The sequence below is a fragment of the Duganella zoogloeoides genome, from assembly GCF_034479515.1.
GTDB lineage: Bacteria > Pseudomonadota > Gammaproteobacteria > Burkholderiales > Burkholderiaceae_D > Rugamonas > Rugamonas zoogloeoides.
The window spans coordinates 4,498,459-4,512,710 of sequence record NZ_CP140152.1 but is presented as its reverse complement, the minus strand read 5'-3'; the positions used below and the strand labels follow the sequence as shown (position 1 = coordinate 4,512,710).

Here is a 14,252-nt window from a genome sequence, read left to right as displayed (position 1 = left end):
TTATTGCTTGAGGTTGGTGTCGAGGAAGGTTTCGACGCGCTTCCAGAAGTCGAGCCGGGTTTCCTGCTTGCGCCAGCCGTGCTGCTCGTCGTCATAGGTGATCAGTGCCACCTTCGGGTTGTTCGACTTGACCGCGCGGTAGAACCTGGTGGCGTGTTCCAGTGGTACGCGCTTGTCGTCCACGCCGTGCGCCAGCAACAATGGCTGCTTCAGTTCGCCCGCGCGCTGCAGCGGCGAATATTTGCGGAACAGTTCGGCATCGGTATCGGGATCGCCGATGGTGGTGCGCATGCTGTAGTCGAGGTTTTCCCTGGTGGCGTCCGACATGGACGACGTAAACATCAGTCCCAGGTCGGTCACGCCGGCCCAGGCCACACCCACGCGGAACAATTGCGGGTCCTTGATCAACCCTATCAGCGTGGCATAGCCGCCATAGCTCGCGCCCATGATGCCGATACGGCCGGGGTCCACCCAGCCTTGCTTGACGGCCCACTGCGCCGCATCCGCCAGGTCGTCCTGCATGGCGGCGCCCCATTGGCGGAACCCGGCCGTCAGGTGGGCGCTGCCAAAGCCGTCGCCGCCCCGGAACTCGGGCTGGATCACCACGTAGCCGCGTGAGGCGAGGAAGGCCGCTTCGTCATCCCACTCCCACGAACTGCCGCGCACCATGGGGCCGCCGTGCACCAGCACCACGGCTGGCCGCGGTGCATCCGCTTTGCCGACCGGCAGCGTGACGTAGACCGGGATTTCGCGGCCGTCGCGGGCCTTGTAGCGGTGAAAACTGCGCTCGCCCATTTGCCCCGCCTTGATCTCGGGGTGGATGCTGCCCAGGCCGATCATCTTGCCGGTGGCGCGCGTGTACAACACGTATTCGGACGGCATGCGGTCGGTTTCCCGGCGCACCAGCAGGATCGGCGAGGCCAGGCAGTGCGCCGCGCAATTGATGCGGTTGATGCCGGGCAGGGCGGCATCGATTTTTGCCTGGTCCGCTTTGAGCGCAGCGTTGAACCAGATGGTGGTGTTGGCGTCCGTGGTCAGGTACAGGCCCAGCAAGCGTTTGCTGTCGAAATCGATGACCGGTTCGCCGCTGAAGTCGAATCCCGGGGTGCTCACCACCGGTTCCGGGTCCAGCTTCATGGCCGCGAGATCGTAACGGTACAACGCTCCGTAGCCTTGGTGCGCCGCTTGCACGTACACGCTGTCGCTGCCGTCGAAGAACAGCGGGGTGAAACGCTTGCCGTCTCCCAGGCATTCGCCGCTGTCGATGTCGGTCCAGGTCGTGTCGTTGGGCTTGCGGTAAAAGCTGGTGCAACGCCCCCCCACCCGCGACGTGACGATGCGCGGCACCGCGGCGTTGTCGGTCATCCAGCGCTTGATGGCAGGTGGTTGTGAACCCTCGAAGGCTGAAGTGAGACGCTGGGTACGGGTGTTGAGCCGGTACAGGCGCGACGATTCGGACATGATCTCGGTATTGTTCCAGATGAACTTGGCGATCAGGATGTCGTCCGAACCGTCATGGACGGAATCCACATACATATGCCCGGCAGGCAGCGTGCGGCTGCTGATGAGACTGCCGATTGGGGCTTCCTTCTGGAAGTTCCAGCTGCCGCTGATCAGGTGGCGTCGCTCATTGCCATCGACATCGATCGCAAATTCGTCAAGCAGCGTGGTGCTGTTGTTGCGCAGGTTCTTGAGCGTGTAGCCAAGGCGCTTTTCATTGATCCAATGGATATCCGAAATCCCGACATTGACGTTGTCCACCAGCGCCAACCGGGTGCCCTTGCCGGGGTTGTCCGCATCGCGCACCTCGATGGCCAGCGTGCTGTCGTCCTGCCTGACTGCCATCGCCACCATGCTGCCTTTCGGCGAGATCTTTACATGGCTCAGGTGTGGTGTTTCAAAAAAAGCCGACACGGGCGGCAGTGGTGCCGCCAGCGCCGGGGCGCCACCGGTAAGGGCGCAGGCCAGCGCGAAGAGGCAGGACAGGGGAAGACGGCGCATGTGCAGAGCTGGAAGTTGGAAGATGAATAATTATAATCTTGGCAATGATGCCTGTCTATCCTGTATGCAATATTTGTTTCGAAAAAAAATGCCGCCCGGCGCGAGTGCGGGGCGGCATTGTATGGGACCGGGATGCTTAGGCGGTCACTTCCTTGCCACGCTTGCCTGCCCAGCGGTACAGGCCGGTGACCACGAACACGGCCACCACCAGCGAGATCAGCATGGTGTGCGCCTCGGTCAGCGACGTGGCAATCGCCAGCGGTTCGCCTTCGCCCGAGACCACGATCAGGCCGGCCAGCGCGACGTTGAACAGGCTCTCGCCCACGATGAAGCCCGACATGATCAGCACGGCCAGGCGCTTGGCGGTTTCACCGGCCGGCGAATTGCCGACCGATTTTTCAAAATAGTAGCCCAGTACCGCACCGAGCACCACCGGGGTGATCACGGCGCTGGGCAGGTAGATCGCCAGGCCCACGCCCAGCGGCGGCAGGCTGTACTTGTCGTTCGACGACTTCTTCAGGAAGAAATTGATCAAGACCAGGCCCAGGCCGATCAGCGCGCCATAGCCCAGCAAGTTCCATTCCAGCCGGCCGCCGATGACGCCCTTGGCCAGCGTGGAAATCAGTTGCGCCTGCGGCGCGGCCAGCGGCTGGTCGGAGATCGAATCGAGATTCGGTGCGCCGACGAAGCCGTTGGCGTGGTTGAGCAGCTCCAGCACCGGCGGCACCACGCACGAACCGGCAAACACGCCGATCAGCAGCGCTACCTGCTGCTTCCACGGCGTGGCGTTGACCAGCTGGCCGGTCTTCAGATCCTGCAGGTTGTCGTTGCCGATCACGGCCACCGCCAGCACCACGGTGGTGACGAACAGCGCGTAGGCGATCAGCGCGTGCGCCACTTCCGGCCCCATCACGCTGCGCCCGACCATGCCCACCGTCAGCGCGGCGCCGAGGATGGTCAAAATGGCGATGCCGGACACCGGCGAGTTGGACGAACCGATCAGGCCCGCCATGTAGCCGCACACGGCGGCGGCAAAGATGCCGGCGACCAGGATGTAGCCGACGCCCACGGCCACCAGCGGCCACGCCAGTTCGGCCAGCGGACCGCCCTGCAGGAAGCTGGCCAGCAGCCAGCCTGCCGGCACCATCGCCAGCAGGGTCACCAGGCCCACCATGAAGATCGGGATGTCCTGCTCGGTGCGGTCGATGACGGCGCCGCCCTGCTTGGCGCGGCGCGCGGTGTCCATCGCGGACTTGAGGCCGCCGATGATGGGCTTGGCCAGGCCGGCCAGGGTGATGATGGCGGCAACGCCGATCACACCGGCGCCGATCATGCGCACTTCCTTGCTCCAGATCGCCAGCGCGTGGGCCTCGGCGCCGACGCCGGCAGCGGCGGGCGCCAGCGACGTGAGCAGCGGTACCAGCATGCCCCAGGCGATCACCAGGCCGACCAGCATGGCGATGCCGACCGTGATGCCCATCAGGTGGCCGGCGCCGATCAGCGCCAGCGAACCGGCCGCGCCGATGCCGGTGGCGCCGGCGGCGCCCGTGCGGAAGTAAAAGGTCAGTTCGGCGGCCATCACCTTGGCGGCCGCGCCCAGGGCCATGACAGCCGAGGCGATTGCACCGAGCAGCACTGCCTGCAGGCCCGCCTTGCCCTCCTTGGCGCCCTCGCGGGTGGCCGTGCCGACTTTCAGTACTTCGGCGGCAGCCACGCCTTCGGGGTAAGGCAGCGTCGATTGCGACACCAGCGCGCGGCGCAGCGGCACCGTGTACATCACACCGAGCACGCCGCCGATGGCGCAGGCGCCAAACGTGGGCCAGAACGGCACGTGCGCCCACCAGCCGACCATTAACAGGCCGGGCAGCACGAAGATCACCGAGGCCAGCGTGCCGGCGGCCGAGGCGATGGTCTGGACGATGTTGTTTTCCTGGATGGTGGCGTTCTTGAACGCCGACAGCAGCGCCATCGAGATCACCGCCGCCGGAATCGACGTGGCGAAGGTGAGGCCCACCTTCAGGCCGAGGTACACCTGGGCGGCGGTAAACACCAGCGTGATGAGTATGCCGAGGAAGATCCCGCGGATGGTGATTTCCCGCGGATTGGACAGTGCCGCACTATTCATCGTTAAAAACTCCGGATGACAATATTGTTTATATGATTAGGGAAAAGCAAGACGGACCATGATATCCGAATCCCGCACCGGCCAGCAGGTAAAATAGCGGATTGTCAGAACGATTTTGAAGGTCAGAGCATGTCGATACAATGGTACCCGGGGCATATGAACGCCGCCAAGAAGAAGGCGGCGGAGCAGATGGAAAACATCGATCTGGTGATCGAGGTGGTCGATGCGCGCCTGCCCGAGGCCAGCACCAACCCCATGGTGGAGGAGCTGCGCAAGTTCCGCCAGCGGCCGTGCCTGAAAATCCTCAACAAGATCGACCTGGCCGACACGGACGCCACCTCGCGCTGGGCCGACTTTTATAATGCCCAGGACGGCGTGACCGCGTACCCGATGACGACCAAGAAGCCGGCCGACGTGGCGCGCGTGCTCGACCTGGCGCGCAAGCTGGCGCCGCACCGCAGCGTGCCGACCAAGCCGCTGCGCATCATGATCATGGGGATTCCCAACGTCGGCAAATCGACGCTGATGAACGCGCTGCTGAAAAAGCGCGTGGCCAAGGTGGGCGACGAGCCGGCCGTGACCAAGCAGCAGCAAAAGCTCTACCTCGACAAGAACACCATCCTGGTCGATACCCCCGGCATGTTGTGGCCCAAGATCGCGCTGCCCACCGACGGCCTGATGCTGGCCGCCAGCCACGCGATCGGCTCCAACGCGCTGATCGAGGAAGAAGTGGCCGTGTACCTGGCCGACGAGATGCTGCGCTACTACCCGGAACTGCTGGTGGCGCGCTACGGTTTCAAGGACATCGAGAGTTTTGATGGCATCGCCGTGGTGGAAGGCATCGCGGCTAAGCGCGGCTTCCGCCAGAAAGGTGGCGACTACGATTTCGAAAAGGCGTCGCACACCTTCCTCGGCGACTACCGCAGCGGCGTGCTCGGTCGCATTTCGCTGGAAACCCCGGCCTCGCGCGCGGAGCGCCTGGCGGCGCACGAGGCGGAGATGGCGATCAAGAATGCCGAGAAGGCGGCGGCTGCGGCCGAGAAGGCGCGCAATGCCGCCAACGGCAAGCGCGGGACGTAACAGCAGGCCATGGTCTCGAGACCTCGCCGATTCATGTAGAGTCGTCATCCTCGCGAACGCGGGGATGACGGAGCGGCGGTCAGCGGCGGCGGCGGTTACGTTCGCGGGGACGACTGCATCAGCGTCAACTAGCCAAATTTAAAACTGCTTACCGCCAGCGCACCCATGAACGCATCTTCATGATAGGGCATCGTGGCCGTATCGTCTTCGGCCGCACCCAGCACCACCATCAGCGGCAGTAAATGCTCCTCCCGCGGATGCGCCATGCGCGCCCCCGGCGCCTGATCCCATTTCAGCAAGGCTTGCGTGCGCTCGGCCGCGGGCAGCGCCATCGCCGCGCGCAGCCAGTCGTCGAACGCATGCGACGCTGCCGCGCCCTGGGCGTTGAACGCGCGCAGGTTGTGGTAACTGAGGCCGCTGCCCACGATCAGCACCCCTTCATCACGCAACGGCGCCAGCAGGCGGCCCGCTTCGATATGGGTGCGCGCATCGAGTCCGTGCTTGAGCGAGAGCTGCACGACCGGCACGTCCGCGTCCGGAAACACCGGCACCATGGCGGAAAACGTGCCGTGGTCGAAGCCGCGCCCGTCGTCGAGCGATGCCGGGTGGCCGCCGGCCTGCAACAGCGCCTGCACGCGCGCCGCCAGTTCGGGCGAGCCGGGGGCGGGGTACTGCACCTGGTACGTGTGTGGCGGGAAGCCGCCGTAGTCGTAAATCATCGGCGGTTTTGCCGACGATGACAGCAGGAAGTCGCGTCCTTCCCAGTGCGCGGTGACTACCAGCACCGCGCGCGGCTTGCCGCCAATCTGGCGCGGAATGTCGCGCAGGGAGGCATCGAGCTGCGCGTACAGGTGGCCTACCTGGTCCATCATGAACGGCCAGGGGCCGCCGCCGTGCGACAGGAAATAGGTGGGGAGGGTCATGGTGGTCAACTCCGTGCAATTCAATCTGCCAATATAGGGACGGGCGATGCCGTCGACAATGGCGGAAATATCGATAGTATCGATCCATAATCTGGATCGCAGGAGAAGTAAAAATATCACGCGTATAATATGCGCCTTCCCGTTTCACTGGTCATTCATCCCATGTCTATCTCTCTTCGTCCGCGCCTGCTGGCCGCCGCCATTTCCCTCTGCTTCACCGCGCCCGCCGCCCTGGCGCAAGTTGCACAGGAATTGAATCCCGTGACCATCACCGGCGCCCGTTTCGATGCCGATCCGTCGCTCGCACCGATCGGCGCCACCGTGATCACGGCCGACGAGATCCGCCGCGCCGGCGCTGGCGACGTCAACGCCGCGATCCGCAAGATCGGCGGCGTGTACGGCCGCCAGAGCCTCACCGGCAGCCCCGACTTCGGACTCGACCTGCGTGGCTTCGGCGCCAACAGCGCCCAGAACATGGTGATCGTAGTTGATGGCGTGCGCCTCTCGGAGAATGAGCAAGCCAACGCCATCCTGTCCACGATCCCGATCGACAGCGTCGAGCGCATCGAGATCACGCGCGGCGGCGCCAGCGTGTTGTATGGCGACGGCGCCACCGGCGGCGTGATCAACATCGTCACCAGGCGCCCGAACCAGCGCGCCGGCAGCGGCAGCGTGTTCGTCGAAGGCGGCAGCTTCAACGCCGGCGAAGCGCGCGCCACCGTGGCGCAGTCGTGGGCCGACTTTTCGGCCGATGTCAGCGCCGGCCACCAGCGCACCGACAACTACCGCGACAACAACGACTTCAAGCAAACCCAGTTGAGCGGCGGCCTGCAATGGCACAATGATGCCGGCCGCGTGGGTGTGCGCTACGAAGGCGCGCGCCAGGACTCGCGCCTGCCCGGCGCGCTGACCGAAGCGCAGTTCAACGCCAATCCACGCCAGACCTTCTCTCCCAACGATTACGGCTCGCTCGACAGCGACCGCCTGACTGCCTTCGGCGAGTACCGCGTGGCCGGCCACGACGTGGCAGCCGAGCTGTCCTACCGCAAAAAGACCGTCGACGCGCTGTACAACTACGCATTCGGCCCGTCGGTCAGCAGCTACGAAACCAAACAGTGGCAGTTCTCGCCGCGCGTGCGCAAGCTCGGTGCAGTGGGCGGCATGGTCAATGAACTGGTGTTCGGCGCCGACTTCACCAAGTGGGAGCGCACCACTACCGCCGATTTTTCCGCCGCCGACGCCGAGCAGAAATCGAAAGCCATCTACCTTCGCGACGAACTGCGCTTCGATCCGGTGCACGAAGGCCGCATCTCGGCCGGCGTGCGCCGCGAACTGTTCGACAAAAAATTCCGCGATCCGCTGGGCTTTGCCACCACCGGCTACGACACCACCCAGGGCGTAAACGCGTGGGAGGTCCAGCTGAGCTACATGCCGGTCAGCGGGCTGACCGTGTTCGGCAAGGCAGGCCAGAGCTATCGCCTGGCCAACGCGGACGACAACGCCGGCACGCCGGTCGTCAACCAGGTGCTGCGTCCGCAGAAATCGAAGGACCTGGAACTGGGCGCCACCTACGCCATGGGCGCCGGCAGCAAGGCTACCGCGCGTATCTTCCGCAGCAACCTGACCGATGAGATCTTCTACGATCCGACCGTGCCGCCGTTCGGCGCCAACGCCAACCTCGACCCGACCAGGCGCCAGGGCTTCGAACTCGATGCCGAGCAGCGCATTGCCGCCGACTGGAGCGTGAGCGCGCATTACCAGTACGTGGACGCCAAGTTCCGCGCCGGCGCCAACCACGGCAAGCAGATTGCGCTGGTGCCCGAGAATACCGTGACCGCGCGCCTGAGCTGGATGCCGGCCAACGGCCAGAGCGCCGACATCGGCGTGCAGTGGGTCGATGACCAGCGCTATGGCGACGATTACGCCAACAGCTGCTCGAGCAAGATCCCGTCGTACACCACGCTCGACGCCCGCTACGCGCGCAAGTTCGGCCAGTGGGAGCTGGCGCTGTCGGGCCAGAACCTGACGGACAAGCGTTACTATTCGCAGGCATTCAACTGCGTGTTCGGCAACGGCGGCATCTACACTGCCGACGGCCGCCAGCTGAAACTCTCGGCCCGCTACGACTTTTAAGCGAAACAGTGGTAACCTCGCGTCGTGGCACGTCTGCGACGCGGGCGCGGTTTTATTCGATGGGATGAGCGATGAAAGAAATCAGCAAGGAACGCAAGGATGCCGAAGGCAAGGTGATGCATATCTACAAGGAATCAGCACCGGCCATCGAGAACCTGTACGAATTTTCCTATATCAACCATATCGCCTGGACCACGGCCGTGCTGCTGCTCGGGCTGGTGATATGGTTGTCGGCAGCGCTGGTCAATGCCGAGAACCAGCGCAATGCGTTGATGACGAGGCAGTGCCAGGATAAGGTGTTTCCCACCGAGGTGGACAAGAAATGCCTGCGCATGGTCGATTCGCGCGAGCACTGGTGGCAGCACCTGCACTACGCCCTCACGCATACGTCCCCCGAGGTGTAATGCCCGTCATCAGGAGCCCGCGTCAGCGGGCTTTTTTTACGCCTGGCGGTGGATCACCACCGTGCAGGTGGTGCCGGCCACCAGCGTCACGTCTTTGGGCTGCTGGTCGATGTGGATGCGCACCGGCACCCGCTGCGCCAGCCGCACCCAGCTGAACGTGGGGTTGACGTCGGCCAGCAGTTCGCGGCCCAGGTTGGCGTCGCGGTCGGTGATGCCGCGCGCGATGCTTTCGATGTGGCCGTGCAGGGCGATGTCGCCGCTCATCAGGCGCATTTCGACCTTGTCGTTCAGTTTGAGCAGCGGCAGCTTGGTCTCTTCAAAATATCCCACCACGTAGAACGAGGCGCTGTCGATCACGGCCAGCTTGGACGCGCCCACGGCGGCAAAGTCGCCCGCGTGGACATTCAGGTTGGTGACGTAGCCGGTAACCGGCGCGCGCACGGTGGTGCGCTCGACGTTGAGCGCAGCCATGTCGCGCGCGGCCAGCGCCGCCTGGTACTGGGCCGACGCCGTGCCTACCGCGAATTCGGCGGTCTCGCGGTTTTCGGCCGAAATGATCGAGGCGTCAAGGGCATTGCGGCGGTTGGCTTCCTTGGTGCGGCGGCCTTTTTCCACCTGCTGCGCGCGCAGCGCGGCGTTGGCCTGCGCCAGCGTATTCTCGTAGCGCGCCTTGTCCACCACGAACAGCACGTCGCCCTTGTGGACAAACTGGTTATCGCGCACCAGCACTTCGGTGACGGTGCCCGCCACGTCGGCGCTGATGGTGACCACGTCGGCCTTGACGCGGCCGTCGCGGGTCCAGGCGGAATCCATGTAGCGGTCCCAGGCCATGCGGCCCAGGAACAGGGCGGCGCCCAGTAACAGCATGGTCAGGAAGAAGCGGAAGATTTTGGATGCGCTCACGTTTGATCTCGCAAAAGTTATTGATACAGGGTGATCAGCAGGGCGCTGAAGATGCAGACGAACAGGCACACGCGCACCAGCGCCGGATGCCAGCTATGGCGGTACACGCCCACGCGGGTAAGCACGCTGTCGAGCGCCACTTGCAGCACCAGCGTCAGCAAAAACAGCGGCAGCACGCCGGGCAGCAGCACGCCGAAAAAGTTGATATCACGCGGCATGGCGGGGTTCTCCTGTTGAAATCTGGTCCAGCAAGGACGTATAAATGGAATGCAGGTCGGCCAGCGCGGTATTTAGTGCGGGTACGCGGTCGTTGGCGGCCTCGGGCAGCACGACGCGGATGGCGGACCCCGCTTGCAGGATGGCCTCCAGCGCCAGCTGGCCCTGGGCGCGCTGCGGCGTGTGCAGGTAGTCGGCCACGCGCGCCACCACCTGCTGCAGGCTGTGGCGCACCGGGCCGCCCTGCGAGGCCGCGATCAGCTGGCGCAGTTCGATCACGGCGTGGCCCAGTTCCAGCAGGGTCAAACCCTGGCGCACCACGGCGCGGGCGGCGTCGTTCGGTGCCGGGCCGGACGCGGCGTTCAGTTGGCTCAGCAGGTCGCGCACGCGGTTGTCGAAGCGGCGCTTCAGGCGTCCCAGCCTGGCCGTGCAGGCGCTGCGCGCTTCGCGCCACAGGGCGGCGGCCACGTGATCGCGCTGGCCCATCGTATGCTCAGGCAGCACCACCGCGAACATCACGTACGCCACCACCACGCCCATGATCAGCGACAGTTCGCTCGACAGGAACGATTCGACGTCGTAGTGCATCTGGTTGGTGGGCACCAGCAGGGTGGCCGGGAACAGGCCCAGGCCGATGCCGATGCCGGCCCATTTCTGGATGGTGGTGATGTAGGCGCCCAGCGCAAAAATCGGCAGGGTGGCCAGCACCATCGGCGCAAAATCGTCGGCGCGCGCCACCAGCCAGAACTCGGTGACAAAGCACAGCGGCACGGCGATCAGGAAGCCGATCAGCACCTGGTGCACCATGGCGGTGGGGCGTGGCGACGACGACGCCAGCGCGCAGAAAATCGTCGCCATCAGGATCACGTTGCCCATGCCGGGCCAGGCCAGCCAGTACCAGGCGCCGGCGGCGACCAGCAATGTGGCACCGGCGCGGAAGCTCGATGCCAGCACGATGGCCGGCGGCGTGCGCGGCGTGTAGCTGACCGGATCGCTCACTTGCTGGCGCTTGTCTTCAGCCAGGCCGTGGTACAGCGCGGCGAATTCGCCCAGGTCGCGCGCGAAGCGTTGCAGCAGTTCCACCGCCGTGTCGAAGTCGATCCGCTGCGGGCGCTCCAGTGCTGCGCCGCTCTCCACCTGTGCACGGGCGGCGGCGATGTCGGCGGCCAGCCCGGTGCGCATCTGCGCCATGCGCGCGGCGGTCAAATCGTCCTTGAGCGCTGCCGCCATGCTGGCGTGGATCGGTTCGACCAGCGCCAGGACCGGCACTGCGTTATTGGCGCGCAGGCGGTGGATCAGCCGGTGTAGCGTATAAAAGGTGGTGAGCACGTCCATGAAGGCGGCGTTGAATGCATGCAGCTGGCGCGTGTGCGCGCTGGCGTGGCCGGCTTCGAAATAGGCAGCGGCGCGGCCCGATTCCAGCGCGGCGATATCGGCGGCGAATTTCAGGTGGCTGATTTCGGTCTCGGCCGGTGACAGGCGGTGCTCCAGCACCTTCTGGCAAAAGCCGATAAAGCTCGTGTAGCGCGCCTGCACGGTGCGCATCACCGTCTGCGAATGACGGCGCGGGAAAATCACGTCGTGCACCACGGTGGCGACGATGATGCCCAGGCCTACCTCGGTCAGGCGGGTGACGGCCAGCGTGAACACGTGGGCCGGGTTGTCGATGGCGGGCACCGCGATCATGCAGGCGGTGTAGCCGGCCAGCACAAAGCTGTACGAGCGCTGGTTGCGGTGCATGGCGGCGCCGCCCGTGCACAGCGCGATCCACAGCGCCACGCCGCTAAACAGCAGCACCGGCGACTGCGGAAACAACGCCACCAGGATCACCGAGGCGGTACAGCCGACCAGGGTGCCGAGCAAGCGATTGAACGCCTTTTCCAGGACCATGCCGCTGCTGGGCAGGGCCAGGATGATGGTGGTGGCCAGGGCGGTGAAGGGCGAGTCGAGTTCGAGGCGGAACGCCAGCCACAGCGCGATAAAGGCGGCCAGCATGGCCTTGACGACGTACATCAGGCGCGGACCTTCGACGCCGTACCAGGCCGCCGTTTCGCTGGCGACCCAGTGAAACGCTCCGCGCGCCGCGTTCTGGTGTGTGTCAGGAGTGGCGGCGCGGGGAGAGGTCATGTTTGCTTGCCTAAGTGAGTGTTTCCAGGTTGTCGAGCTGCCTTGCGAGCAGGGTTTCCAGTGCGGCGATGTCCGATGCGGCATAGCCGTCGTACGCACGCGTGGTGGTGCCCCAGACTTCGGGCATCACTTTTTCGGCCATCTCGCGGCCGGCGTCGGTGAGCGTGATCATCACGCAGCGCCGGTCGCCGGGACGGTTGCCGCGCGAGATCAACCCCTGTTTTTCCAGGTCGTTGCACACGCGCGTCAGGTTGGCCGGTTTCTCCATGCAGGCTTCACCCAGCGTGGAGGCGGTGGAGGTTTCATTTTCCGATCCATACAACACCGCCAGCACCATATAACTGGTGTCCACCAGATCGTGTTTGCGCAATGCTGCGTTGCTCAGGTCCTTGATGCGCTTCTGGACGTGATAGGTCATGCGCAGCAACCGCATGAGATCCTCTGGAAACTCAGGGATACGGGCATGGATGTTTTTCAGGCGCTTGTTGGTCGCGTCGAAACTACTACTCATTGCCTTGCTCCTCTGCTCATCGTAAAAGGACGATTGTACTATTAGAAACTGGGGATCAATCCAGTTTTACCCCTCCACCCAGTGCCGTCATCAGCAATGCATAGTTATCGAGTTGTTTGCTTGCCACTTGCGCCATTTGCTGCTGCTCGTTCAGCAACGTCAGCTGGGCGTTGATGACGTTGAGCGAATCGGTCATACCGGCCTTGTAAGCCCGTTCAGCCAGCTGCTGCTGGCGCCGGGCCGAGGCCAGTGCCTGCTGCGCCAGTTGATCTTGCTGCTTGACCGATTCGATCCGCACCAGCGCGTTGGCCACGTCCGACATGGCCTGGATCACCACGCCGTTGTACTGCTCGACGGCCACGTCGTACAGCGCCGTCTGGTTGCCGAGCTGGCTGCGCAGGCGGCCGCCTTCAAAAATCGGCAGGCTGATCGCCGGGGTGACGCCGGCCATCTTCGAGTGGCTTTCCAAAAAGCGCGGGAAGCCCAGCGACTGCAAACCGACAAACGCCGCCAGGTTCACGTTCGGATAAAAGTCGGCCTTGGCGCTGTTGATGCGCGCCCCGGCCGCTTCCACGCGCCAGCGCTGGGCCACGATATCGGGCCGGCGACCGACGAGTTCGGCAGGCAGCGTGGCGGGAACACGCGCGCCAGCGCCGTCTTGCAAGGTCAGCTGTGGCCGGGCGATCGACTCGCCGTCGCCCGGTCCTTTGCCGATCAGGGCTGCCAGCTGGTTGCGCAGCAGGGCGATCGACGAGCCGATCTGTTCATGCTCGCGCTTGCCAGCTGGCAGCGTTGTTTCGATGTTTGCCACTTCCAGCTCGGTCGCCAGGCCGGCGGCGCGGCGCTGGCGCGTGATCTCGAGGATGCGGTGGCGCTGGGCCAGGTTCTCGGCCACGCTGTCTTGCAGCGTGTAGTCGAGCGATAACTGGATGTAGGCGCGCACGATGGCCGTTTCCAGGGTCAGGCGCGCCATTTGCGCTTCGGCCGAGGCCATGCGCACATCGTCGAGCGCGGCGGCCAGCAGGTCGCGGTTGCGGCCCCACAGGTCGAGGTCATACGAACCGGACAGCATGGCCGTGTTCTTCCACGCGGTCTTGCCGGCCAGGGCGGCGGGAATCGCGCCATTGCCCGTATAGAGTTCGCGGTCGATGCTGGCCGACGCATCCACTTTCGGCAGCGTGCCGGCACGGGCCACGCCGGCCAGCGACTCGGCCTGGCGCACGCGCGCTTCGGCCGCGCGCAAGTTGGGGCTGCCGGCGATTGCCGTGGCCACCAGGGCGTTCAATTGCTCGTCGTGCAGCGCTTCCCACCAGGCTTGCGTCGGCCATGTCACACTCGCATCGGCGCCGGCGTCTGCAATGGCCTTGCCGGCGTTCAGTTCCAGCGGCTTGATGGCGACTGCCTGCGGCTCGATCTTGCCCATGTCGGCGCAGCCGGCCAGCACCGCCAGCGCGCAGGCCAAAAGTGCTGTGGCGAGGGGGCGGACCTGTGGACGGGCGGGCGAGTTCATGGCGAAGATCATTGCGGCTTACTTGGCGACGTGTTGGCGGGTCTGGGCGACGTCGAAGTCGGCCTCGGTTTCCAGCAGGGTGCCGTTCTTGCGCGCTTCGATCACTTGCGCCTGCACCTCGGCGCGGGTCAGCTGGTGTGGCTGGTCGGACTTGGCGACGACGGTGGTGTTGGTGACGGCCGCTTCGGCAGCGAAGGCGCTGCTCACGGTCGTGGCGGTGGCGGCAATGGCGAAGACGACGGTGGCGGCAGCGCGCAGCAGGTCTTTGGTGGTGGTGCTCATGATGGCTCCTGGTCAGTGATGTGGTTGATGAATGTAA

The 14,252-nt window shown here is 64.8% G+C and carries 12 protein-coding genes; 3 read left to right on the top strand and 9 right to left on the bottom strand.

Features of this window, described 5'->3' with window-relative positions; all coding sequences use genetic code 11:
• Positions 1 to 2,001, bottom strand: coding sequence for an alpha/beta hydrolase family protein (locus tag SR858_RS19930; RefSeq protein WP_019921796.1), 2,001 nt, complete (start codon positions 1,999 to 2,001; stop codon positions 1 to 3).
• Positions 2,002 to 2,137: 136 nt separating this feature from the next.
• Positions 2,138 to 4,126: an OPT family oligopeptide transporter gene (locus tag SR858_RS19925; RefSeq protein ID WP_019921797.1), complete on the bottom strand. Its 1,989-nt coding sequence runs from the start codon at positions 4,124 to 4,126 to the stop codon at positions 2,138 to 2,140.
• A 156-nt stretch (positions 4,127 to 4,282) separates the two neighbouring features.
• Here SR858_RS19925 and ylqF point away from each other — a divergent pair, with 156 nt between their 5' ends.
• A complete protein-coding gene (gene ylqF, locus SR858_RS19920) occupies positions 4,283 to 5,206 on the top strand; it encodes a ribosome biogenesis GTPase YlqF (protein ID WP_019921798.1) in 924 nt (307 codons plus the stop codon).
• Positions 5,207 to 5,334: 128 nt separating this feature from the next.
• Here the strand turns inward: ylqF and SR858_RS19915 are convergent, their stop codons facing one another.
• Positions 5,335 to 6,129, bottom strand: coding sequence for a DODA-type extradiol aromatic ring-opening family dioxygenase (locus SR858_RS19915; RefSeq protein WP_040377789.1), 795 nt, complete (start codon positions 6,127 to 6,129; stop codon positions 5,335 to 5,337).
• Between the two features lie 162 nt (positions 6,130 to 6,291).
• Between SR858_RS19915 and SR858_RS19910 the strand changes: the two genes are divergently transcribed.
• Both SR858_RS19910 and SR858_RS19905 read left to right on the top strand, forming a co-directional pair.
• Positions 6,292 to 8,262: a TonB-dependent receptor gene (locus tag SR858_RS19910; protein ID WP_322533807.1), complete on the top strand. Its 1,971-nt coding sequence runs from the start codon at positions 6,292 to 6,294 to the stop codon at positions 8,260 to 8,262.
• 71 nt (positions 8,263 to 8,333) lie between these two features.
• On the top strand, positions 8,334 to 8,666 hold the full coding sequence (locus tag SR858_RS19905) for a hypothetical protein (RefSeq protein WP_019921801.1): 333 nt from the start codon (positions 8,334 to 8,336) through the stop codon (positions 8,664 to 8,666).
• A 36-nt stretch (positions 8,667 to 8,702) separates the two neighbouring features.
• On the opposite strand, the gene SR858_RS19900 is transcribed toward SR858_RS19905, so the two are convergent.
• Genes SR858_RS19900 through SR858_RS19875 form a run of 6 tightly spaced genes read right to left on the bottom strand, consistent with a single transcriptional unit; the run spans position 8,703 to position 14,215 of the window.
• Positions 8,703 to 9,569, bottom strand: a complete 867-nt coding sequence (locus tag SR858_RS19900; RefSeq protein ID WP_019921802.1) for an efflux RND transporter periplasmic adaptor subunit — start codon at positions 9,567 to 9,569, stop codon at positions 8,703 to 8,705.
• A 17-nt stretch (positions 9,570 to 9,586) separates the two neighbouring features.
• Positions 9,587 to 9,787 carry a DUF1656 domain-containing protein gene (locus SR858_RS19895; RefSeq protein WP_019921803.1) on the bottom strand — a complete coding sequence of 67 codons (201 nt, stop codon included), beginning with the start codon at positions 9,785 to 9,787 and terminating at the stop codon, positions 9,587 to 9,589.
• Positions 9,777 to 11,912 (bottom strand): FUSC family protein, encoded by a 2,136-nt coding sequence (locus SR858_RS19890; protein ID WP_019921804.1) that lies wholly within the window; start codon positions 11,910 to 11,912, stop codon positions 9,777 to 9,779. The genes SR858_RS19895 and SR858_RS19890 overlap by 11 nt, the downstream gene beginning before the upstream one ends.
• Before the next feature lie 10 nt (positions 11,913 to 11,922).
• A complete protein-coding gene (locus SR858_RS19885) occupies positions 11,923 to 12,423 on the bottom strand; it encodes a MarR family winged helix-turn-helix transcriptional regulator (protein WP_019921805.1) in 501 nt (166 codons plus the stop codon).
• 55 nt (positions 12,424 to 12,478) lie between these two features.
• Positions 12,479 to 13,933 carry an efflux transporter outer membrane subunit gene (locus SR858_RS19880; RefSeq protein WP_026637276.1) on the bottom strand — a complete coding sequence of 485 codons (1,455 nt, stop codon included), beginning with the start codon at positions 13,931 to 13,933 and terminating at the stop codon, positions 12,479 to 12,481.
• 18 nt (positions 13,934 to 13,951) lie between these two features.
• A complete protein-coding gene (locus tag SR858_RS19875; protein WP_019921807.1) occupies positions 13,952 to 14,215 on the bottom strand; it encodes a DUF4148 domain-containing protein in 264 nt (87 codons plus the stop codon).
• Positions 14,216 to 14,252 lie beyond the last annotated feature (37 nt).

Coding starts and splice junctions, on each gene's coding strand:
- SR858_RS19890 (WP_019921804.1), bottom strand. CDS start 11,912: ATGACCTCTCCCCGCGCCGCCACTCCTGACACACACCAGAACGCGGCG.
- SR858_RS19880 (WP_026637276.1), bottom strand. CDS start 13,933: ATGAACTCGCCCGCCCGTCCACAGGTCCGCCCCCTCGCCACAGCACTT.
- ylqF (WP_019921798.1), top strand. CDS start 4,283: ATGAACGCCGCCAAGAAGAAGGCGGCGGAGCAGATGGAAAACATCGAT.
- SR858_RS19915 (WP_040377789.1), bottom strand. CDS start 6,129: ATGACCCTCCCCACCTATTTCCTGTCGCACGGCGGCGGCCCCTGGCCG.
- SR858_RS19875 (WP_019921807.1), bottom strand. CDS start 14,215: ATGAGCACCACCACCAAAGACCTGCTGCGCGCTGCCGCCACCGTCGTC.
- SR858_RS19885 (WP_019921805.1), bottom strand. CDS start 12,423: ATGAGTAGTAGTTTCGACGCGACCAACAAGCGCCTGAAAAACATCCAT.
- SR858_RS19905 (WP_019921801.1), top strand. CDS start 8,334: ATGAAAGAAATCAGCAAGGAACGCAAGGATGCCGAAGGCAAGGTGATG.
- SR858_RS19930 (WP_019921796.1), bottom strand. CDS start 2,001: ATGCGCCGTCTTCCCCTGTCCTGCCTCTTCGCGCTGGCCTGCGCCCTT.
- SR858_RS19895 (WP_019921803.1), bottom strand. CDS start 9,787: ATGCCGCGTGATATCAACTTTTTCGGCGTGCTGCTGCCCGGCGTGCTG.
- SR858_RS19925 (WP_019921797.1), bottom strand. CDS start 4,126: ATGAATAGTGCGGCACTGTCCAATCCGCGGGAAATCACCATCCGCGGG.
- SR858_RS19910 (WP_322533807.1), top strand. CDS start 6,292: ATGTCTATCTCTCTTCGTCCGCGCCTGCTGGCCGCCGCCATTTCCCTC.